This is a genomic window from Pedobacter sp. (assembly GCF_041645105.1).
Lineage (GTDB): Bacteria > Bacteroidota > Bacteroidia > Sphingobacteriales > Sphingobacteriaceae > Pedobacter.
The window spans coordinates 254298-276379 of record NZ_JBAZQQ010000003.1; the positions used below are offsets into that span (position 1 = coordinate 254298).

Annotated in this window: 15 protein-coding genes; 11 read left to right on the forward strand and 4 right to left on the reverse strand. The window is 37.3% G+C overall.

The annotated features are described in order from the left end of the window. Positions 1 to 57 precede the first annotated feature (57 nt). The 6 genes from WC623_RS11120 (at position 58) to WC623_RS11145 (ending at position 10818) form a co-directional block, all read left to right on the forward strand. Positions 58 to 1179, forward strand: a complete 1122-nt coding sequence (locus tag WC623_RS11120) for an efflux RND transporter periplasmic adaptor subunit (protein ID WP_372850960.1) — start codon at positions 58 to 60, stop codon at positions 1177 to 1179. A 25-nt stretch (positions 1180 to 1204) separates the two neighbouring features. Beyond that, on the forward strand, positions 1205 to 4393 hold the full coding sequence (locus WC623_RS11125; protein WP_372850962.1) for an efflux RND transporter permease subunit: 3189 nt from the start codon (positions 1205 to 1207) through the stop codon (positions 4391 to 4393). Between the two features lie 16 nt (positions 4394 to 4409). Beyond that, the gene (locus WC623_RS11130) at positions 4410 to 5810 is read left to right on the forward strand and encodes a TolC family protein (protein WP_372850964.1); all 1401 of its coding nucleotides are present in this window, start codon (positions 4410 to 4412) and stop codon (positions 5808 to 5810) included. 169 nt (positions 5811 to 5979) lie between these two features. Next, positions 5980 to 6426, forward strand: coding sequence for a protein-disulfide reductase DsbD domain-containing protein (locus tag WC623_RS11135; protein ID WP_372850966.1), 447 nt, complete (start codon positions 5980 to 5982; stop codon positions 6424 to 6426). 7 nt (positions 6427 to 6433) lie between these two features. After that, positions 6434 to 8152 (forward strand): protein-disulfide reductase DsbD family protein, encoded by a 1719-nt coding sequence (locus WC623_RS11140; RefSeq protein WP_372850968.1) that lies wholly within the window; start codon positions 6434 to 6436, stop codon positions 8150 to 8152. A 107-nt stretch (positions 8153 to 8259) separates the two neighbouring features. Further along, positions 8260 to 10818 carry a zinc-dependent metalloprotease gene (locus tag WC623_RS11145; RefSeq protein WP_372850970.1) on the forward strand — a complete coding sequence of 853 codons (2559 nt, stop codon included), beginning with the start codon at positions 8260 to 8262 and terminating at the stop codon, positions 10816 to 10818. Between the two features lie 75 nt (positions 10819 to 10893). Here the strand turns inward: WC623_RS11145 and WC623_RS11150 are convergent, their stop codons facing one another. From WC623_RS11150 to WC623_RS11160, 3 genes are all read right to left on the reverse strand, one after another. Continuing rightward, positions 10894 to 12012, reverse strand: coding sequence for a sensor histidine kinase (locus WC623_RS11150; protein WP_372850972.1), 1119 nt, complete (start codon positions 12010 to 12012; stop codon positions 10894 to 10896). A gap of 124 nt (positions 12013 to 12136) precedes the next feature. Then, positions 12137 to 12889 (reverse strand): LytR/AlgR family response regulator transcription factor, encoded by a 753-nt coding sequence (locus tag WC623_RS11155; protein ID WP_372850974.1) that lies wholly within the window; start codon positions 12887 to 12889, stop codon positions 12137 to 12139. A 393-nt stretch (positions 12890 to 13282) separates the two neighbouring features. Then, positions 13283 to 13903 carry a phosphatase PAP2-related protein gene (locus WC623_RS11160; protein ID WP_372850976.1) on the reverse strand — a complete coding sequence of 207 codons (621 nt, stop codon included), beginning with the start codon at positions 13901 to 13903 and terminating at the stop codon, positions 13283 to 13285. Positions 13904 to 14101: 198 nt separating this feature from the next. On the opposite strand from WC623_RS11160, the gene WC623_RS11165 reads away from it, so the two are divergent. Together WC623_RS11165 and WC623_RS11170 are read left to right on the forward strand one after the other, a co-directional pair. Then, entirely contained in the window at positions 14102 to 15838 is a 1737-nt protein-coding gene (locus tag WC623_RS11165) for a GMC family oxidoreductase (protein ID WP_372850978.1), read from the forward strand. A 4-nt stretch (positions 15839 to 15842) separates the two neighbouring features. Continuing rightward, entirely contained in the window at positions 15843 to 16475 is a 633-nt protein-coding gene (locus WC623_RS11170; RefSeq protein ID WP_372850980.1) for a gluconate 2-dehydrogenase subunit 3 family protein, read from the forward strand. A 135-nt stretch (positions 16476 to 16610) separates the two neighbouring features. Here WC623_RS11170 and WC623_RS11175 read toward each other — a convergent pair whose 3' ends face one another. Continuing rightward, positions 16611 to 17189: a hypothetical protein gene (locus WC623_RS11175; RefSeq protein WP_372850982.1), complete on the reverse strand. Its 579-nt coding sequence runs from the start codon at positions 17187 to 17189 to the stop codon at positions 16611 to 16613. 216 nt (positions 17190 to 17405) lie between these two features. On the opposite strand from WC623_RS11175, the gene WC623_RS11180 reads away from it, so the two are divergent. The 3 genes from WC623_RS11180 to WC623_RS11190 are packed head-to-tail and all read left to right on the forward strand — an operon-like array spanning position 17406 to position 21923. Beyond that, positions 17406 to 18443, forward strand: coding sequence for a Gfo/Idh/MocA family protein (locus WC623_RS11180; protein ID WP_372850984.1), 1038 nt, complete (start codon positions 17406 to 17408; stop codon positions 18441 to 18443). Next, positions 18440 to 20179 carry an ABC transporter ATP-binding protein gene (locus WC623_RS11185; RefSeq protein ID WP_372850986.1) on the forward strand — a complete coding sequence of 580 codons (1740 nt, stop codon included), beginning with the start codon at positions 18440 to 18442 and terminating at the stop codon, positions 20177 to 20179. The genes WC623_RS11180 and WC623_RS11185 overlap by 4 nt, the downstream gene beginning before the upstream one ends. Beyond that, on the forward strand, positions 20163 to 21923 hold the full coding sequence (locus WC623_RS11190) for an ABC transporter ATP-binding protein (RefSeq protein WP_372850988.1): 1761 nt from the start codon (positions 20163 to 20165) through the stop codon (positions 21921 to 21923). Before WC623_RS11185 ends, WC623_RS11190 begins: the two co-directional genes overlap by 17 nt. The last annotated feature ends 159 nt before the right edge of the window (positions 21924 to 22082 follow it).

A 22082-nucleotide genomic window follows, 5' to 3' on the forward strand; every position in this document is an offset into this window, starting at 1 on the left:
ACTCATATGTCCATTTATTCCCAACCACTTAACACTGTTAAATCACTTAATCACGTTATGAAAGCAATAATAATCGCTGCATTATTCCTATATAGTTGCAGCCCTAAAACACCAGAGGCAAGTGCGCCAGGCCCACAGTCACTTCCTGTAGCACAGATTTACACTGGGTCTGAAACAACTTTTCAGGAATACCCGGCATCAATTGAAGGTACGGTTAATGTACAAGTTCGTCCACAGATTAACGGAGCACTTGAAAAAGTTTATGTAGACGAAGGTGCCTTTGTGTCTGCCGGACAGCCTATTTTTAAAATTAATGATCAGCCTTTTCGGGCGGCATTAAATAATGCTCTTGCCGCACAACATTCTGCAGAAGCCACATTAATTAATGCAAATCTTGAAGTCGAACGATTAACACCATTGGTACAAAACAAGGTAATATCAGAGTTTCAGCTTAAATCGGCAAAAGCTACTGCTCAAATAGCAAAAGCAAATATTGAACAAGCAAAGGCAAATGTAGCTACTGCATCAATTAACCTCGGATATACCTTAATAAAGGCTCCTGTAAGTGGTTATATTGGTCGTCTCATTAAAAAGCAAGGAAGTCTAGTCTCCTCAACTGATACTGAGGCACTGACACAATTATCAGATGTACATGATGTACATGTCTATTTCTCACTCGGGGAAAAAGATTTTGTGAATTTCAAGGAACAGTATCCTGGTCAGACATTAAATGAAAAACTTAAACAATTACCCGAAGTAAAATTAATACTGGCCGATGAAACAGAATATACCAAAACTGGTAAGATAGATATGATAGATGGTCAGTTTGATAAAACGACTGGTGCGATTACCGTAAGGGCAAAATTCCCAAACCCACAAGGGTTGCTAAGATCAGGTAACACCGGTAAAATACAATTGAGTTTAAAACACGACAATGCTTTGACAGTACCTCAGTCTGCCACTATAGAGGTTCAGGATAAAGTATTTGTATTCCTACTCACAGACAGCAATAAAGTTAAAAAACAGGCAATTCAAATAGTCGGTAAATCAGGAACAAATTACCTGGTTAAAGATGGTATAAAATCCGGAGATCAGATTGTAATGAGTGGACTTGATCGTTTACAGGAGGGGACAGTAATAGCCCCGCAAAGGACAACAGACAAGATTGCCAAAAACTAACCTCCCATCTCAAATATAAAGCATCATGTTCAAAATATTTATACAAAGACCAGTACTGGCTACCGTAATCTCCATTTTACTGGTTATACTAGGGGTTTTAAGCCTTACCAAATTACCCTTACAGCAATTTCCTGACATAGCACCGCCTTCTGTGCTTGTTACGGCCAACTATCCTGGGGCTAACGCCGAAACTGTATTGCGTTCCGTTGCCCCATCTCTGGAGGAATCTATAAACGGAGTGGAGAATATGAGCTATATGAGCTCAACAGCAAGTAACGATGGCACCTTAGCCATTACTGTCTATTTTAAACTAGGTACAGATCCAGATCAAGCTGCAGTAAACGTACAAAATCGTGTTACACAAGCTACAAGTCAATTGCCAACGGAGGTAGTTCAACAAGGAATTATTACAGCCAAGCAGCAAAATAGTTTTATTATGGCCATCGGAATGTACACAGAAGATGAGCAGAAGTACGATCAGACTTTTATTGCAAACTATGCACAAATTAACATTATTCCAGAGATTAAACGTATTCCTGGAGTAGGTTCGGCCAGTATATTTGGAGGAGTTAAAGATTATTCAATGCGGATTTGGTTAAATCCGACACAAATGGCAACCTATAAGCTTACTCCTAATGAAGTTATGGCTGCCATAAAAGACAAAAGTCTAGAAGCTGCACCGGGTCGCTTTGGCGAACGCAGTAAGGAAGTTTTTGAATATATCATAAAATACAAGGGGAAGCTTAGCAAACCTGAAGAATATGAAAAGATAGCTATTCGTGCAAACAGTGATGGCTCTGTATTACGTTTAAAAGATGTTGCCAGAATTGAATTTGGTGCATATTCTTATAATAGTCTTACCAGGTTAAATGGTAAAAAAGGAGTTGTTCTAGGAATTATTCAACTTGCTGGTTCTAATGCAAATGAAATACAGATTTCCATTAATAAGTTAATGGAAAAGGCTGCAAAAGATTTTCCAAAAGGTGTAAAACATAACATTTTTTACAGTACTAAAGTAGCCTTAGATCAATCAATTGAACAAGTTATACATACACTGATTGAAGCTTTTATATTGGTATTTATCGTAGTATTTATATTTCTTCAAGACTTCAGATCTACTTTAATCCCTGCTATTGCGGTTCCCGTTGCAATTCTGGGTACCTTCTTTTTTATGCAACTATTTGGTTTTTCAATCAATTTGCTAACATTATTTGCACTGGTACTCGCTATTGGAATTGTAGTTGATGATGCCATAGTAGTGGTTGAGGCTGTACACGCAAAAATGGAGCAAAAACACATTGGAGCAAACCAGGCAACCACAGAAGCGATGCATGAAATCAGTGGCGCAATTATTTCCATTACATTGGTAATGTCGGCTGTATTTTTACCGGTTGGCTTTCTCGAAGGCTCCACTGGTGTATTTTACAGGCAATTTGCTTTCACCATGGCAACTGCAATTATTATATCGGCCATTAATGCATTAACATTAAGTCCTGCACTAGCTGCTTTATTTTTAAAAAACACACATACTCCACAAGCTGGACAAACAACAGTGGGCTTTAAAGAAAAATTCTTTGCAGGCTTCAATAAAAGCTTTACTGCACTTACAGATAGGTATATTGGTAGTTTAAGGTTTCTTATAAAAAACAAAGCTATCAGTATTGGCGCATTGCTCATCATAGTTGTAGCCACCATTTGGATGGTCCGTACTACTCCAACAGGTTTCATTCCAACAGAAGATCAAGGCTTTGTTGCTGTTGCTGTAAATACGCCATCCGGAACATCATTAGAGGGAACATCCAAAATTATGGAGCAGGCTGAAGCAGAATTACGCTCCCTTGAGGCATCTCGGTTTGTTACCGCTATAACTGGTTTTAACCTACTGACCTCATCATCAAGCCCCTCATCTGCAGTCGTATTTGTTCTTTTAAAACCTGCTAATGAAAGAGGTAAAATACAGGATATTAATGAAATTACAAATCAAATCAGAGCCAAACTTGCGCAAATAAGTGGTGGAAATTTCTTTGTGTTTAGTTTCCCAACAGTACCAGGCTTTAGCAATGTAGAAGCCTTAGATTTAGTATTGCAGGATAAAACAGGAGGTAAGCTAGATAAATTCAGCGGGATAGCTAATGATTTCATTTCGGAACTGATGAAACGAAAAGAGATAGCTGTTGCTTTCACTACTTTTAAGGCCGATTATCCTCAATTACAATTGGAGGTCGACGACGATAAAGCCAACCAGCTGGGCGTTAATGTCCAGGATATATTACAAACGATGCAAGCCTATTTTGGTAGTACACAGGCAGCTGATTTTAATCGTTTTGGAAAGTATTACCGCGTTGTTGTACAGGCAGATATAGCAGACCGTGCAGATCCATCCGCTATTGATCGGGTTTTTGTTAAAAACAAAATAGGAGAGATGGTTCCTATTAATACACTGGTAAAGTTGACCAGAGTTTACGGTTCTGAAACGGCTTCACGTTATAATATGTTCAATTCCATCCAGGTAAATGCAATCCCTAAACCTGGTTTTAGCTCTGGTGATGCCATTAATGCGATAGAAGAAGTCGCCCTTCAACAATTGCCTTCAGGATATGGCTTTGAGTTTTCCGGACAAACCAGAGAAGAAATCTCCTCAAATGGACAGTCGACCGTTGTATTTATTCTTTGTTTAATATTTGTTTATTTTTTGCTTGCTGCTCAATACGAAAGTTATATTTTGCCACTATCGGTCATACTATCTGTTCCGACAGGGGTTCTAGGTGTATTTATATTTATTGGAATAGCTGGTATAGAAAACAACATATATGTACAAGTTGCACTGATCATGTTGATTGGACTACTGGCTAAGAACGCTATTCTAATCGTAGAATTTGCAATACAGCGTCGTAAAGCAGGCCTTTCATTAGTCAACGCCGCCTTAGATGCTGCGAGATTAAGGTTACGACCAATTCTGATGACCTCATTTGCGTTTGTTGTTGGTCTTTTACCTATGACTGTTGCAATAGGCCCATCAGCACAAGGTAATCACTCGATTAGTATTGGTGCAGCGGGAGGGATGGCTTTTGGGGTAATACTCGGACTCCTTTTAATTCCGGTTTTATTTGTGATTTTTCAACACTTGCAGGAGAAAATATCTGGTAAATCTGTAATTCCTGAACAACAAACACATTCAGTTGTAAAAGTTGATTCAGAAATTATCTATTCATAATCATAAAAATTCTAAAATGAATATATATATAAAAACATTAATTGTTGTAGTCGGAATAGGCATTATTTCAGGATGCAAGGTAACCAAAGACATCACTGTTCCTCAATCAGTTGTTCCAGATCATTTCAGGAATAGCTTTAGACCGGATTCCTCAAGTATAGTCAATCAGACTGTGTCTGATTTTTTTCGGGAAATGGAACTGATTGACCTGATCGATACTGCTCTGATTCGAAATTTCGATATGCAGATTGCATTTGAAAACATTGAATCTGCCAGGCAAATCATCAGGCAGGCTAAGATGGAATACTTACCCCAATTAAATTTTCAGGTAACAGGAAGTACCAGCAGACCATCAAATAATGGTTTCAATACGGCACAGCTCTTAAACACCAATCATATTGAGGATTTTAACGCGGGTTTGAACTTAAGCTGGGAGGCAGACATATGGGGTAAAATCAAGAGTCAGAAAAAAGCAGCAGTTGCAGGGTATTTTCAAACTGAAGAAGCAAAAAACGCCATACAAACACAATTGATTGCCAGTGTTGCACAAGGGTATTATAGCTTGATGACTTTGGATGCACAGATTGATATTGCAGAAAGAAATCTGGCACTTACCAACAGTACACTTAAAATGATAAAACTTCAATTTGATGCAGGACAAGTTAGTTCTCTGGCCATTCAACAGGCAAAAGCACAACAACTGGTTGCTGCTCAACTCATTCCCAGACTTCAACAGGAAATTACAATCCAGGAGAATGCATTAAGCCTTTTAACTGGACATTTGCCCGGAATCATTAAACGTTCGGCAAACCTGGAATATACACTGGTTAATGAAAGCACAGCAGCTGGATTTCCATCAGCTATGGTCAATAAAAGACCTGATGTTAAAAATGCGGAGTTATCCTTAAGTATAGCCAATGCCAAGCTCGGAATAGCAAAAGCAAACCTATACCCATCACTTCGTATTACGGCAAGTGGAGGCGTAAACAGTCTCAAAGCAAGTAATTGGTTCAACATCCCAGCATCTTTATTTGGGATGGTTGCAGGTGGAATAACCCAGCCATTGCTTCAAAAAAGAATGTTAAAGACACAATATGAACTGGCAAAAATAGATAGAGAAAAAGCTGTAATTCAATTTCGTTATTCGGTTCTCAATGCTGTTACCGAGGTTTCTGATGAATTGGTTAAAATTGAGAAATTAAAACAGCAGTATGCAATTTCCAAAGAAAAGGTAAATACATTACAGTTAGCCGTTAAAAATGCCAATTTATTATTTGCAAGCGGAATGGCAAATTATCTTGAAGTCATTACGGCACAAAGCAATTCGCTGCAAAGCGAATTGGAGTTGGCAACGATAAAAAATGAACAACTAAATGCAAGAGTTGAATTATATCGTACGCTCGGCGGTGGATTGTAAGGTTAATAAGCTCATTTTAATTCAAAAAAATTAAACCTAGTAGTTCAAAAAGAGTCATACTTGTACCTTTAACGTAATATTTTTAGTATAAATTCTGTTTTCTAAATTCAGATGACTTGCATATTACGGGAAATACATAAGTTTGCTAACACATAAAAAAACAATTAAAATGAAAAACCTAATCTTGTTAACCGTTGGAATACTATTTAGCTTATCTGCGAGTAGTCAAATTTTAAAACCAGTGAAATGGAGTTATGCTGCAAAGAAAACTTCAAAGACAGAAGCTACTTTGTACTTTAAGGCTACAATTGATGAGGGATGGCATATCTATTCACAGAATATGGCTGATGGTGGTCCTGTGAAGACAAGCTTTACATTTGCTTCATCTAAAGCTTATAAGCCTGTAGGCAAAACTACTGAACCAAAAGCGATTGTGAAATTTGAGAAATCATTTGACATGAACGTTAGTTATTTTGAAAAAACGGCTGTATTTCAACAAAAAGTAAAACTTACTGGTGCAAATGCAATTGTAAAAGGAACGCTTGAATACATGGTATGTGATGATGCTCAGTGTCTTCCTCCAGAAACTGTTGACTTTTCAATTTCTGTAAAATAAGCCAATAATGATTTTAAAAAACTATTTGACAAGCATGAAAATGCTTGTCATTTACCTATTTCTATTCTTAGGTTCTGCAACTTTTGCCTCCGCTCAGGAAGCAGATACGTCTATAGATGATCTTGTATTTACCGAGATGGGTTCTGAAACGGATACAGCAGCTGTTGCTCCTGTAAAAGCGGATAGCCTTAAAAATATTGATAGCGCAAAAAGCGCTGTAGACACCACGAAAAATGCAACAGCAACAACTGCTGGTGTAAGTTCAAATACTTCTGAAGCAGAAAAAACCCTTTGGGAAACTTTTATTGCGGGTCTCATCGGTGGCTTTTTAGCTTTCCTGATGCCTTGTATATTCCCAATGGTGCCTTTAACCATTAGCTATTTTACAAACCGTGCTGGGAGCAAAAGTAAAGGTGTTGGTCAGGCTTTAATCTACGGACTTTCTATTATTGTCATTTATGTGGCTTTCGGCTTATTGATCACCGTGATCTTTGGCTCTGCAGGATTAAATGCTTTAAGTGCCAGTGGATTATTCAACTTCCTGTTCTTTGTTCTCCTGGTGATATTTGCGGTTTCCTTTTTTGGAGCCTTCGAAATTACTTTACCAAGCTCTATTGTTAACAAGATCGATAGTAAGGCAGACAACAGTAAAGGTTTAGGCGGTATTTTCTTTATGGCCGCTTCTTTAGCTTTGGTATCTTTCTCTTGTACAGGACCAATTATTGGGACTTTATTAGTGCAGGCCAGCTCTAAAGGGGAGTTGTTAGCTCCGGCAATTGGTATGTTCGGATTTGCACTGGCTTTAGCTTTACCATTTACTTTATCGGCAATCTTCCCTGGATTTTTAAGCAGTATGCCTAAATCTGGTGGATGGCTGAATAGCGTAAAAGTATGTTTAGGTTTCCTGGAACTGGCATTAGCCTTAAAATTCCTTTCATCAGCAGATTTAGCCTGGCATTGGGAATGGTTCGACAGAGAGATTTTCTTAGTACTGTGGATTGTGATCTTTACACTGATGGGAATGTACCTGTTGGGCAAACTCAAGTTTGCACACGATAGCGACTTGAAGTATGTTTCTGTACCAAGGTTGTTCTTTGCGATCCTGTCGTTCTCTTTTGCGGTATACATGGTTCCTGGATTATGGGGAGCTCCTGTAAGTGTATTGAGTGGACTTGCGCCGCCAATGAATACTCAGGATTTCATCTTAAATGCACATGGACCGGCAGCTTCCAGTGGTTCAACAGATTTCCCCTCTAAGGTGAAACATAGTGAATCCTTAAAAGCACCAGTAGGCTTCAATGTATTCTTTGACCTGGATGAGGGAATGGCGTATGCTAAGAAAGTAAACAAACCCGTTCTGTTAGACTTTACCGGACATACCTGTGTAAACTGTCGTAGAATGGAAGATCTGGTATGGATTGACCAGGAAGTCGCAAGATTGATTAAAGAGGAATATGTACTTATTCAGTTATATGTTGATGACCGTAACATTAAGATGCCTGCAGAGAAAGTTCATTATTCTAAAATCCTGAAACGCAATACCGATGATATTGGTTATTGGAACCTTGATTTCCAGGCTACAAGATATGCTTCCAATGCACAGCCTTTATATGTGCTGGCTGGACAAGACCTTAATCCTTTAGTTGCCCCACAGGGTGCAAACTTTAACGCTAAAGAATATGCTGATTATTTAAGAAGCGGTATAGCTGCTTATAAAGCCAAGTAATAATAACCTTATAAATTTTGTTTTAGGGGCAATTGGTATTTTATACTGTTGCCCCTAACTATAGGTTTATATCATACAACCAACTAATCTTATAATTAATAATCTAAATGAATAAATTAAGTTTGATCGCACTGGCACTATTGTGTACCAGCTATCAGGGTTTTTCGCAAAAAAGAAAACCGAAAACCCCAACACCTGTGCCGGCTACGGCTGCACCAGCAGGCAATCCTAATGCCATGAACCGTCCGGGGGCACCATCAACTGGCCCAAAACCATATAGCCAGGTGATTACTGCTAAAGCCAAAACCGATAAGGGTTTGTTTAAAGTTCATAATGTTGAAGACCGTTATTTCTTTGAAATTGCTGACTCATTATTAGGCAGAGAAATATTAACAGTTAACAGAATTAGTAAAGCAGCAGCAGGAAATCGTGCCTCGATGATGGGTTACGGTGGCGATCATATCGGCGATAATGTAATCAGCTTCGAAAAAGGTCCTTCTAACAAAGTATACCTTAAAAGTGTTTCTTTCAGAGAGCGCTCGAATGATACTACAGAACACGGAATGTTCAAATCAGTAATGAGTTCAAATATCCAACCTTTAGTTGCTTCTTTTGATATCAAAGCATTTGCTAAAGATTCAATTTCAGGTGTTAAAGGAGTTGTTATTGATGTTACAGACTATATGAACAGTGATAATGATATTTTCTTCTTTGATGCATCAGTTAAGAAAAGATTGTCTTTAGCTAATCAGTTGCCCGATAGAAGTTATATCAAGGAAATTAAGGCTTATCCTATGAATATAGAAATAAGAACTCTTAAGACCTATATGAAATCTGCTCCACAAATGCCAGGTAGCATGATGGGTGGAGCTGCTCCAAGTGCAACACCAGCTACTTACGAACTAAACAGTTCAATGGTACTTTTGCCATCTAAGCAAATGAAGCCAAGGTTCTTTGATGCTCGTGTAGGATATTTTGCTACCGGATATGTAGATTTTGATGCAAACCCACATGGTGTTAAAAATCAATCTTTGATTACCCGCTGGCGTTTAGAGCCAAAAGCTGAAGATGTAGAAAAATACAAAAGAGGCGAGCTGGTTGAACCTAAAAAACAAATTGTTTATTACATTGACCCGGCAACACCTAAAAAATGGGTTCCTTATCTTATTCAAGGTGTAAACGACTGGCAGGTTGCTTTTGAAAAAGCAGGCTTTAAAAATGCCATCGTAGCTAAAGAAGCACCAAATGATCCGGCATGGAATATTGATGATGCCAGACATAGCGTAATCGTTTATAAGCCATCTGACATTCCAAATGCAAGTGGTCCGCATGTTCATGACCCACGTACAGGAGAAATCCTAGAAACACATATCAACTGGTACCACAATATCATGTTGTTGTTAAGAAACTGGTATTTCATACAGGCTTCTGCAATTGATCCTCAAGCACGTAAAATGAAGTTTGATGACAAACTAATGGGAGAGCTGATTCGCTTTGTTTCTTCACATGAAGTTGGTCATACTTTAGGTTTACGCCATAACTTTGGTTCATCAGCAACAGTTCCTGTAGAAAAACTAAGAGACAAGCAATGGGTAGAAAAAAATGGCCATACACCATCAATCATGGATTATGCTCGGTTCAACTACGTAGCTCAACCAGAAGATAATGTAACTGCAAAAGGCATCTTTCCAAGAATTGGAGATTATGATTTATGGGCAATTGAATGGGGTTATAAATGGTTACCTGAATTTAATACACCAGCAGATGAAGCTACTTATTCAAATCAAACGATTATCAAAAGGGTAGGTGCAAACAAGCGTTTAACCTTTGGTACAGAATCTGACCCTGATGATCCACGTAACCAAAGTGAAGATATTGGTGACAATGCTATGCTGGCATCAACTTACGGTATTAAAAACCTGAAACGCGTGTTACCAAATATCCTAACATGGAGTAAAGAACCTAACGAAGGTTATGCCAATGCCAAAACACTTTATACTGAAGTGGTAGGACAATGGGGTCGTTATATGGGGCACGTAGTTAAGCATGTAGGTGGTATCTATACTTCACCAAAAAGTGTTGAAGAAAAAGGTCCATCGTTTGAACATGTACCATTTGCAAAACAAAAAGAAGCTATGACTTTCCTAAACAGTCAGTTATTTGCTACACCAACATGGTTAATCAATAAGGAACTGATAGAACGTACAGGTTTAAATCCAGTTGATATATTCCAGGGTACTCAAAAGAATGTTTTGGGCAGACTATTGAACCCAAACACTATTAATAAGCTGATCAATGCAGAAGCTTTAAACGGTGCAAAAGCTTATACTATCGGCAACTTGTTTACTGATTTAAAGGCCGGAGTATGGACAGAATTGTCTTCACGTAAAACCATTGATGTTTATAGAAGAAATCTGCAAAAGGCATATATAGACAACCTGGCTAAATTAATTAAAGCACCTGCAGCTTCAACAGGTGGATCAATGTTCCCGGGTATGAGAGTAACCGATCCAACCAGTTCGGATGTTTCGAGTATAGGTAGAGCTCATTTAACAACGCTTGCAAGAGAAATCCGTACAGCAATACCTACTGCAACAGGTATGAGCAAATATCACTTACAAGATTTATTAGTAAGAATCAATGCTGCATTAGATCCTAAATCTTAAGTATTTATTGCAATTACATAGAAAAGCCTCCAGAAAAATTCCGGAGGCTTTTCTATTTTAACATATATCGCCAGATTATTTGGAGAGAAAGTCAGGAACATATTCATCCTTCCTAAATTCAGGATGCACAGAATTTTCTGGGTTGAACAAGTTAATTCTTACATACAAATTGAAATAGCCAGTGCTATCCCTATTAAAACTAAGAACCGCATTATCACCATAAATCAGTTTTAATCTCTTTACAGTATTGTCCAGGCCAATATTATGGCTCTGGCGAACATAATTAGAATTGATGTAATTACTGGTTTCAATCAATATAGTATTCCCGTCAAAACTCACAGACATTACAGCAGGTTTATCAGGTTTAGTCAAATCACCGTGCTTAAAGATATTTTCAGCCAGAGTAAGCATAACCAGAGGGATAATTTCAATGTTATCCAAGGTCTTATCGTACTTTAAGGTAAGGTTTAATGGACTACCCGATTTAAGTGTATGAAGCTTAATCAAGTTTTCAATCTGTTCAATCTCTAAAGGTACCGGGATGAGTGTATTTTCAGTTTCATCGCGTAAGGCAAACCTCATCATTTCAGATAAAGACAATACAGCTTCAGCACCTTCCGGAGAAGTTTTACGGATATTGGTATAAATGAAACTCAATGTATTGAATAGGAAGTGTGGATTAATCTGAGCTTTTAAATGCGCATACTGGGTTTTGATTAATTCAGATTGTATTGTTTGATTTTCAATAATCATCCATAGCCTGTCCTTTTCAGCTTGCTGAGCATTTTTGCGCTCTCTAAAATAGCTCGTTAAATAATAATAACCAGAAGAAAAAAGAATAAAGTAAATAGCTCTCCAAACTCCGTTACCTACGGATGTTTTATTTATTGCTGCTTTTGTAGAGATCGTAAGATCGGCATATTGTTGCAAAAGTGCTACAGCACCAATAGTTAAGGGTACATATATTATTACCTCTATAATTACCAGGAGAGGAAGCACCCAGAATGTCTGTTTTTGTTGCTTGTAGGCAGTAGGTAGTACAACATGTGCATGGAAGTAGAACAAAAATATATTGAAAACATAAAATACAAAGTAATTTCCGAAGCTTGCAAAGTAGCCTCTTAATATACCCGTCAAAACAATTTCATAGAAAATAAAGAAAAACCATGCTATAAAATGAATTTTATACTTCATTAAAAACAATAGTATTTTTCTTAAGTAGTTCTTCATTATATGCAATGGTAATCAAGTATATCTGTACAGTTTAAAACAGAGCGGGTATTTGTATTTTAATCAAAAAGATAGTTCGTTTTATAATTTACTCCGGAACTCCCCGGTTGGATCTTAATGTTTTATCTTCTAAATATGATAAGAACTGCTTTTTATATGTAGCACCCAAAGGGACTTCCAGGTTATTATTTAAGGTTATCGAAGAACCTTCAATTTTATTTACATGATCGATTGAAATAATAAAGGATCGCTGAACCCTGATAAAAGATTTATCACCCTCTAATTTATGTTCTACCTCCTTGATTGTTAAATAAACTACATACATTGAATTAATAGTATGTAGTTTTACATAATTGTTCAAGCCTTCAACAGCTACAAGATCTTTCAGATTGACTTTTATATATTTTTGACTCTGATCTGTTTTAATGAAGAAAAAGTCGGAAGTCTTAGGTTTGATCCTATCTCTTCCAAGCTTGTCAAAATCTATCATCTTATTAATTGCGATTGCAAAGTTATTTAAAGAAATAGGTTTTAAAAGATAGTCATTGGCATAAATGCCAAAGGCTTCAACTGCATATTTGGTATGAGCAGTAGTAATTACAAGGAATTTAGATTTGTGCCTTATCATTCTGGCTAGCTCTATGCCAGTCATACCCGGCATATCAATATCCAAAAAGATAATATCAATATGGTCTTCCCAGGTAATGTTCCTATATGCAGCCAATGGATCAGTATAATACTTTAAGAGTGTTAAATTTGGCAATTCTTCAATATATTCAGACAATAGCTCAATGCCATGTTTTTCATCATCAATAATAACGCAGTTTAATTTATCTGTCATCTATACGTTAATTAAATTTTTCACTAAACTTAGCTATATTTACGATTACAAACACGTTATTGCTTAATATATTTTATTATTTCAATATTACACCAGTTTTCAAAGTTAATTCAAAAGTATCGAATAGCATAATTGCCATCTTAATCAACTTGGCACATTTCGTTCACCACGTTAAAGTAATCATTTACCACGTAAAACATAGCGTTTGCGTAATATAATTGCGTGAGAATTCAATCTTTTCTACTTTTAATCATCCCCCTATAAAAACCCAAAACCTGACGCATGCTAGTGCGTCAGGTTTTACTAAAATGAATTTCACATTTGGTACGTTCTCGTATATATTTAGTTCTAAAGGGAGTACAACCTCCCTTTAGTTACTAGATAACAAAATCACTAAATTTTAGCCATCGCTTTCCCCAGATACCAGCAAATCCACATAAATATTGGAGCTGCAACAATATCTATTGTATAATGTACGTGTTGGATCAATAGCAATACAGCAATAATTCCAGTAGCCGTAAATGCGATCATCTTATCACGTTTACGCTCTAAACAAAGTGCCACTAAAAAAACAGTAGCTGTATGTCCTGAAAAGAATAGATCCTTAGTAATCACATTCGCATGATAAAAAAAAATTGAGCAGGGGTCTGACAGATGAACAATATTAGCAGGCGGATCTAATGGCACTAATGATATGGTGATGATCCTGGCAATACATAAAAATATGAATGACCACAAAGCCGTAAGGCACATGATTGTATTTTTCGACATTCTGACCAACAGAAAACAAATCATTCCATATAAAACGGCAAATATCAGTACTGAAACGTCCTTTGCCGGTATAATATTCAACATCCAATCATTTAGTTCAATACCTTCTCTGGTTTCTATATGCGAAAAGAAATGAGGGATGAAAATTAAAATGGCTACCAGAATCAACATTCCAATGATGAATTTTACTCGAAATGCTTGATAGTCCCAGGCTATTTGCCAGGTAAATTGTTTTGACTGCATTAAAATTGGTTAGTATTTAGTTGGTAAAATTATACAAATAAAGCGATTTTCAATTAAAGTCCAACCTTCATTTTCGTTAAATGGTAACAATTGATTAGAATACTAATATTAAATGCAATAAAGCATATTTTACCGAAAATATTTAGATCATAATCCAAAAAGATATAAATTACAGTAACCAAATACGAATAATACAATATGGATGAATTTCAGATTAAAAAATCAACTAAAAATTATGATGTAATTATAGTTGGTTCAGGTGCAGGAGGAGGGATGGCTGGATACGTACTGGCTAATGCCGGACAAAAGGTTTTGATGTTAGAAGCCGGTGAGGACTTTGATCCACGTCTTCACGCTCAACAGCTAAAATGGCCTTGGGAATCGCCACGTAGAGGTGCTAGTACTACACGACCATTTGGTGATTTCGATGCTTCCTATGGGGGCTGGGAGCTGGATGGCGAGCCCTATACACAAAAAAACAATTCTGAATTTGCCTGGTTTCGTTCTAGAATGCTGGGGGGAAGAACCAATCATTGGGGTAGGATATCCCTAAGAATGGGACCTGATGATTTTAAATGTAAAGATGGCTTGACAGACGACTGGCCAATAACCTATGATGAAATAAAACCATATTATGATAAAATAGACCGCTTAATAGGTGTCTACGGCAGTGTAGAGGGCATACCAAATGAACCAGATGGGATCTTTTTACCACCACCAAAACCCCGCTTAAATGAATTGTTCATTAAAAAAGCAGGAGAAAAGACAGGTGTAACTGTAATTCCAGGTCGAGGTTCAGTATTAACAGAAGCCTTACCAGGAAACACTGACCGTGCACCATGCTTTTATTGCGGACAATGCGGCAGAAGCTGTAAAGTATATGGAGATTTCTCTTCCTCTTCCTGCCTGGTTATTCCAGCAATAAAAAGTGGAAATCTGACCGTCATTACCAATGCAATGGTAAGAGAAGTATTGACAGATTCAGCAGGTTTAGCTATAGGGGTATCCTATATTAATAAAAAAGACATGCAGGAATACCAGGTAAATGCTAAAGTAGTAGTCTTAGGAGCTAGTGCCTGTGAATCTGCCAGAATATTATTAAACTCCAAATCTGCTGCTCACCCTGATGGACTGGCAAATAGCAGTGGTATTATTGGTAAATACTTACACGACTCTACCGGAGCCGGCTTAAGTGGTTTTTTACCTCAATTAATGGATAGAAAGCGTTATAATGAAGACGGTGTTGGTAGTGTTCATATCTATTCACCATGGTGGCTGGACAACAAAAAACTCGATTTCCCACGTGGTTATCATATAGAATACTGGGGAGGTATGGGTATGCCAGCCTATGGTTTTACTGATGGCATGCATAATCTAAATGGGCTGGTACCTGATAGAAATGGCAAAATGAAAGAACCAGGAGGCTATGGTGCATCCTTAAAAGATGATTATAGAAGGTTTTATGGAACCCGCGTAGGAATGGCTGGTCGCGGAACGGCAATTGCCAGAGAAAGCAATTATTGCGAAATAGACCCTAAAGTGGTAGATAAATACGGTATTCCAGTATTGCGTTTCAACTATAAATGGGCAGACGAAGAGATTAAGCAGGCTAAGCATATGCAAGAGACTTTCCAGGCAATGATGCATGCAATGGGTGCTATCATAACTTCAAATATAGAAGGGGCAGAAACAAATTACGGATTACTTGCTCCGGGTAAAATTATCCATGAAGTAGGAACCATAAGAATGGGTAATGACCCAAAGAAATCTGCCTTAAATAAATGGTGTCAGGCTCACGAATGTAAAAATCTATTCGTAGTTGATGCAGCACCATTTGTACAACAGGGAGATAAAAATGCCACCTGGACTATTCTGGCATTATCAATGAGAACAGCTGAATATATTCTGGATCAAAAGAAGAAGCAAAATATTTAATAACATGAACAGACGTCAATCATTAAAAATCCTTGGGCTGACCACCATCAGTGCGTCAGTACTACTTGATGCATGTAAACCTGGCGAGAAGAGTCCTAAACTTTCAGGTGAATCCAGTGAGTCGGAACAACCTGGCAGACAGGAGTTCGAAATTGCCAGAGATAAAAAACTACATGAAGAAAAGTTTTTCAGTGCACATGAAATGGCTACTATTGCTGTTTTATCAGATATCATTATTCCAAAAGATGAAAAATCAGGAAGTGCTACAGATGCGAAAGTTCCTGAGTTTATAGAATTTATTGTAAAGGATTTACCCTATCATCAACTTCCCATGAGGGGCGGATTAAAATGGCTGGATCTACAATGTTTAAACAGATTTGAGAAGCCATTTAAAGATGCATCAGCAAGCCAGCAAACACAAATGCTAGATCTGATAGCCTATCCAAGAAAAGTAAAACCAGGAATGGAACAAGGCGTAGCCTTTTTTAACCTCATGAGAGATCTGACTGCTTCAGGATTTTTCACCACTGAAATGGGAGTTAAAGATTTAGGGTATGCTGGAAATACACCAAACAAATGGGAGGGTGTACCAGAGGATGTGGTAAAGCAATATAACTTTAGAAATAATAACCTGTAAGGGCAAAAGTTTGATAAGTAGGGCGGACTAAAAAAGAAACGGGGATAGGTCCTAAGACTTACCCCCGTTAAATTAACGCTCTCACCACAAAAGTACTAATTTATTCTTATTCACCAAATATTTTTTGATTTTATATTATTTCATATCTCGTTCAACTTTTCTAGCTGTACTTTTTCCTGGTAGATAAATTTGAAATCCAACACCTATTCCAATGTTATGAGCATAGGCACTGGTACCGAAACCAACAACACCATTGTATTTCAATAAGGCTTCAAGGCCAATTGTTTGTGTAACGAAATAGGTAAAGCCTGGACCAAATGAAAAACCTAATCCATTGGTACTACCACCTCCTGATGGATTATAACCCTGAACACCAACTGTAGCTTCTCCAAAGAACCTGGAGCTCTTAACAATTTCATTTGCACCTGTTTCTCCATAATACCTTCCTAGAGCACTAACTCCATAGTTAAAATCTGTTCCGCTTCCTTTTTGTGTTGCGATACCAAGATTAACCTCACCTCCGATAGCAAGTCCGTCTTGTACAAACCATGCTGCCTTCGGACTAACATTAAATGTGAATACGTTAGGCTTATCTAACCCAAATTTAATGTCCGACAAGTTTGCTCCTATCATCACATTTCCTTTTTGTATTTGCGCATTTGCTCCAAATGCCATAACACTTCCTAAAACAATAGTAAAAATTAGCTTTTTCATAAGATTCTTATTTAAATGTTTTCAATAGTGTTTAAAGCTATAATCAGCTTTAACTTTCTATTTTAACAAACAGAAAAGCTTTTTTGTTTAGAAACATTTTATTTGTGATCAATAGGCTTTATCCGTAAATTGCACAAAGTAACATTCTGTTTATGGCCTAAAAAATGCTTATGTATTTAATTATAACTTTTTTTACCTATATAGATAATTTATAGAATGGAGATATCATTAAGTAATAAACCTAACTATTTTATAGAGAAAGTTAGAAACATGCTGGGGAGAAAAGAAGTGGAAGTAATTAAATGGGGCATTATTGGTTGCGGAGATGTAACTGAAGTTAAAAGCGGTCCTGCCTTTAACAAAGTAGCCAATTCTAAATTATTAGCTGTAATGCGTCGTGATGGTGAAAAAGCCAGAGATTATGCAACACGCCATCAGGTACCTAAATGGTATGATGATGTAAACATGATTATTAATGATCCTGAAATAAATGCAATTTATATTGCTACCCCTCCTTTACAACATGAGGAGTATGCTATTAAAGCTATGGCAGCAGGTAAATTTGTATATGTAGAAAAGCCAATGACTTTAAATGCAGATGCTGCTATACGCATGAGAAATGCAGCTTCAAAATATAATGCAAAGTTATCGGTTGCTCATTATAGACGTGAGCAACCTATGTTTCAAAAAGTAAAGTCACTTTTAGAAAATAATGAAATTGGAACGGTAAAACTTGTACAACTACAAATGCTACAGCCCCCAAAATCTGATTTAATTGCAAATTCGGAAAGTAACTGGCGTATGGATCCTGCCATCTCTGGTGGTGGTTTATTTCATGATCTGGCCCCTCATCAGCTCGACTTGATGATTCACTTCTTCGGAGCAGTGGAACAATCTCAGGGACTTTCTTTAAATCAAGGAAACACTTATGGAGTGGATGATATGGTGACTGGGCATATTTTGTTTAAAAATGGAGTAGTATTTAATGGTAACTGGTGCTTTTCTGCAGCTGAAAACAGGGATGTTTGTGAAATTATTGGAACAAATGGACGAATTAACTTCCCCATGTTTGGACATAAAGTAACCTTAAGCAAAGATGGGAATGAAGAAGAATTTATATTTGACGCCTTACAACATGTTCAACAGCCAATGATTGCTGAGGTGGTTAGATATTTCCAGGGAGAAACAATTAATCCATGTTCTGCAGATCAGGCTATACAATCCATGAAAATAATGGATAGCTTTACACTATGAATAAAAAAACCAGTACAACTGGAAAACCAAATATTCTTAACCTTCTAAAGCCCTACAAAGGGCTGATTATCTTACTACTACTGTTTGCGTTGATCAGCAACGGGGTAAACTTGCTCTTACCAAAAATCATTGCCAATGGGATAGATGCTTATACTAATGGTACGTTTGATTTGCAAAGTATTCTTATCAAGTTCTCTGTGGCAATACTTTTTGTACTGCTGTTTACCTTTTTGCAAAGCATCATTCAAACTTACGCTTCAGAGAAAGTAGCAAGAGACCTGAGAACGAAACTCGCAGATCAAATTTCAAGGCAAAGCAATGCTTACATTGAGCAGTCAAACCCTTCCAAATTATTGACCAACCTTACGGCAGACGTTGACTCAATTAAAGTATTTATAGCACAGGCTATAGTTTCTATCACCTCTTCCATATTTATCATTTTTGGAGCCACCATTCTGTTGTTAACCATCAATTGGAAATTAGCATTGACTATCATTGCAATCATCCCAATTATCGGAATCACATTTTTTTTAGTCATCAGAAAAGTAAGCGTACTTTTTAAACAAAGCAGGGAAGTAATAGACTGGCTAAATAAGGTGATTAATGAAAGTATTCTTGGAGCAGCACTAATCCGCGTTATTAATTCCCAGCAACTGGAATATGTAAAGTTCTTATCAGCCAATACTAAAGCTAAAGAGCTTGGCCTTTCTATATTAAATCTGTTTGCGGGACTAATACCTGTAATTATATTCGTTGCCAATCTTGCCGGGTTAACCATCTTATTATTAGGTGGACATTATGTGATATCTGATAAAATGACCCTCGGTGATTTCGCAGCTTTTAATAGTTACCTGGCCATGCTTATTTTCCCAATTATAGTAATTGGCTTTATGAGTAATGTAATTGCACAGGCTACAGCATCTTATGGACGTATATCTCATGTATTAAATAAGGATAATGATACTGCTTCTGGCACCATAACAGCAGAGCTGAAAGGACTTGTGGAAATGAAAGGCATCAATGTTATTTATGGACAGAAACCTGTGCTTAAGGACATTTCATTTAGTTTGAAACCTGGTTCAAAAACTGCGATCATTGGTCCAACTGCTGCCGGTAAAACGCAGTTATTATATTTACTGACAGGATTAATTAAACCGGATAGTGGTGAGATTTTGTTTGATGATAAACCAGTGTCGGATTATAACCAGGAAACTTTTCATAATCAGGTTGGTTTTGTGTTTCAGGATAGTATCATCTTTAACATGAGCATCAGAGAGAACATTGCTTTTAATGACCAGGTGAGCGATGAATCTTTAGAAAAGGCAATTGAAACTGCTGAATTAAGGGACTTTATAGATACTCTTCCTGAAAAGCTGAATACCATTGTATCGGAAAGGGGCTCTAATTTATCAGGCGGACAAAAACAAAGGATCATGTTAGCTCGTGCATTGGCTTTAAACCCTAAGGTTTTATTGTTGGATGATTTTACAGCAAGGGTAGACAACAATACGGAACAACGTATCTTGGAAAATGTACAGCGGAATTTCCCTGGCCTTACTTTACTTTCTGTAACTCAGAAAATTGCAGCAGTACAAAACTATGATCATGTAATACTCATCACGCAAGGTGAGATCATAGGACAAGGCACACACCAACAACTCATGAGCAGCAGTCCTGAATACGTTCAAATTTTCAACTCACAACAAAGTACCAGCAATTATGAACTACAATCTTAACCATATTACTGGTAAGGAAGAAAAGAAATCAACATTTGCAGTGCTTAAAAAGCTGCTAAAGCTTATTGAACATGAACGCAAAAATCTGCTACTCGCTTTTTTTGCAATGATCATCAATGCTACATTACTCTTATTGTCACCACTTATTATTGGTCATACGATAGATAATTATATCAGCACTAAACAATATAATGGGGTGCTCATGTATGCTGCTATTCTATTTGGCATGTACCTGCTTACTTTGGTTACAGGCTACCTGCAAACTAAATTGATGGGAGGAGTGGGACAGCGGACTTTATATACTTTGCGGAATGCCATCTTCAGTAAGATACAAGAACTCCCGGTAGCATTCTTTAGCCAGAATAAAGCGGGTGATTTGATTTCAAGGGTAAATAATGATACGGATAAGCTTAATCAGTTCTTTTCACAATCGCTGATGCAGTTTCTAAGTAGCATTTTTACCATGATTGGCGCTGGTGTATTTTTACTGGTCATCAATTTTAAACTTGGTGCTGCTACACTTGTTCCGGGTCTGTTTATCTTATTATTCGCTACAGTCGTTTCTGCCTGGGTAAAAAGAAAGAATGCTCTAAACTTAAAAAGTGTAGGAAACCTGAGCGCCGGAATTCAGGAAAGCCTCAATAACTTTAAAGTGATCATTGCCTTTAATCGTCGCGATTATTTCAGAAAAAGATTTAATGAAACTAATACAGAGAACTACAAGACCGCTATTGGTGCAGGTATTGCCAATACGATGTTTGTCCCTGTATTTGGTTTCTTCTCTAGTGCTGCTCAGCTGATTGTATTGCTCTATGGTATTCACTTGATTTCAATTGGAGAGTTTTCTGTGGGTTTATTAATCAGTTATCTTTCTTATGCAATAAACTTTTATAATCCCCTTCGACAACTGGCTGCTTTATGGAGCACATTCCAGGTGGCAATGGCGGCTTGGGACAGAATCTCGCAGATCTTATCTTTAGAAAGTGACCTTAAAGTTATCACGGATACACATACGCATCAGACTAATGCGCTTATTGCATTTAAAAACGTTCATTTCTCTTACGCTGGTGGCGAAGAGATTTTGCACAATATCAGTTTTGAACTACAAAAGGGAAAAACATACGCTTTAATTGGTCCTACTGGTGGTGGAAAAACGACTACAGCTTCGCTTATGGCCCGTTTGTATGATACCACAAAAGGGGAGGTCTTACTGGCAGGAAAAGATATTCGCTCTTTTACTGCCGAAGAACGTAGTAACAAAATCGGTTTTATTTTACAGGAGCCCTTTTTATTTACAGGAACAGTAAAGGATAACATCTTATACAGCAATACCGAATATAAAGACTTCAGCAATGAGCAATTGGAAGAAGTAATTAAAGAAGCACACCTTGATGATTTACTGGCCTTGTTCGACAAAGGACTGGAAACCGAGGTGTTATCCAATTCTGACAATATAAGTTTGGGTCAGAAACAGCTAATTGCCTTTATGAGAGCGGTCTTGCGTAAGCCTGAGCTACTGATATTGGATGAAGCTACGGCAAACATCGATACCATTACAGAGAAATTATTAAGTGACATTCTTAAGAAGTTACCAACGGAAACTACATTGGTAATCATTGCCCACCGACTAAACACCATTGAAAATGCAGATGAGATTTACTTCGTGAACTCTGGGGAAGTAATTAAAGCTGGTACAATGGAGCATGCCATGAAAATGCTGATCAAAGGCAAAAGAAATAGCTAGCAGCGGAAATTAGTGTCCGCTGTTATGATTGTCTTTTTTTCTGAATGTTAAATAAAAAGCAGTAACCATGATGATTAGTGATAATGCTGATAAACTGATTAATGAGGCCATAATATGAGTTTTAATGTGTTTTACTGCACAAATATAACTTTACAAACC

Coding starts and splice junctions, on each gene's coding strand:
- WC623_RS11120 (WP_372850960.1), top strand. CDS start 58: ATGAAAGCAATAATAATCGCTGCATTATTCCTATATAGTTGCAGCCCT.
- WC623_RS11160 (WP_372850976.1), bottom strand. CDS start 13,903: ATGCAGTCAAAACAATTTACCTGGCAAATAGCCTGGGACTATCAAGCA.
- WC623_RS11145 (WP_372850970.1), top strand. CDS start 8,260: ATGAATAAATTAAGTTTGATCGCACTGGCACTATTGTGTACCAGCTAT.
- WC623_RS11150 (WP_372850972.1), bottom strand. CDS start 12,012: ATGAAGTATAAAATTCATTTTATAGCATGGTTTTTCTTTATTTTCTAT.
- WC623_RS11180 (WP_372850984.1), top strand. CDS start 17,406: ATGGAGATATCATTAAGTAATAAACCTAACTATTTTATAGAGAAAGTT.
- WC623_RS11175 (WP_372850982.1), bottom strand. CDS start 17,189: ATGAAAAAGCTAATTTTTACTATTGTTTTAGGAAGTGTTATGGCATTT.
- WC623_RS11135 (WP_372850966.1), top strand. CDS start 5,980: ATGAAAAACCTAATCTTGTTAACCGTTGGAATACTATTTAGCTTATCT.
- WC623_RS11165 (WP_372850978.1), top strand. CDS start 14,102: ATGGATGAATTTCAGATTAAAAAATCAACTAAAAATTATGATGTAATT.
- WC623_RS11185 (WP_372850986.1), top strand. CDS start 18,440: ATGAATAAAAAAACCAGTACAACTGGAAAACCAAATATTCTTAACCTT.
- WC623_RS11130 (WP_372850964.1), top strand. CDS start 4,410: ATGAATATATATATAAAAACATTAATTGTTGTAGTCGGAATAGGCATT.
- WC623_RS11155 (WP_372850974.1), bottom strand. CDS start 12,889: ATGACAGATAAATTAAACTGCGTTATTATTGATGATGAAAAACATGGC.
- WC623_RS11170 (WP_372850980.1), top strand. CDS start 15,843: ATGAACAGACGTCAATCATTAAAAATCCTTGGGCTGACCACCATCAGT.
- WC623_RS11125 (WP_372850962.1), top strand. CDS start 1,205: ATGTTCAAAATATTTATACAAAGACCAGTACTGGCTACCGTAATCTCC.
- WC623_RS11190 (WP_372850988.1), top strand. CDS start 20,163: ATGAACTACAATCTTAACCATATTACTGGTAAGGAAGAAAAGAAATCA.
- WC623_RS11140 (WP_372850968.1), top strand. CDS start 6,434: ATGATTTTAAAAAACTATTTGACAAGCATGAAAATGCTTGTCATTTAC.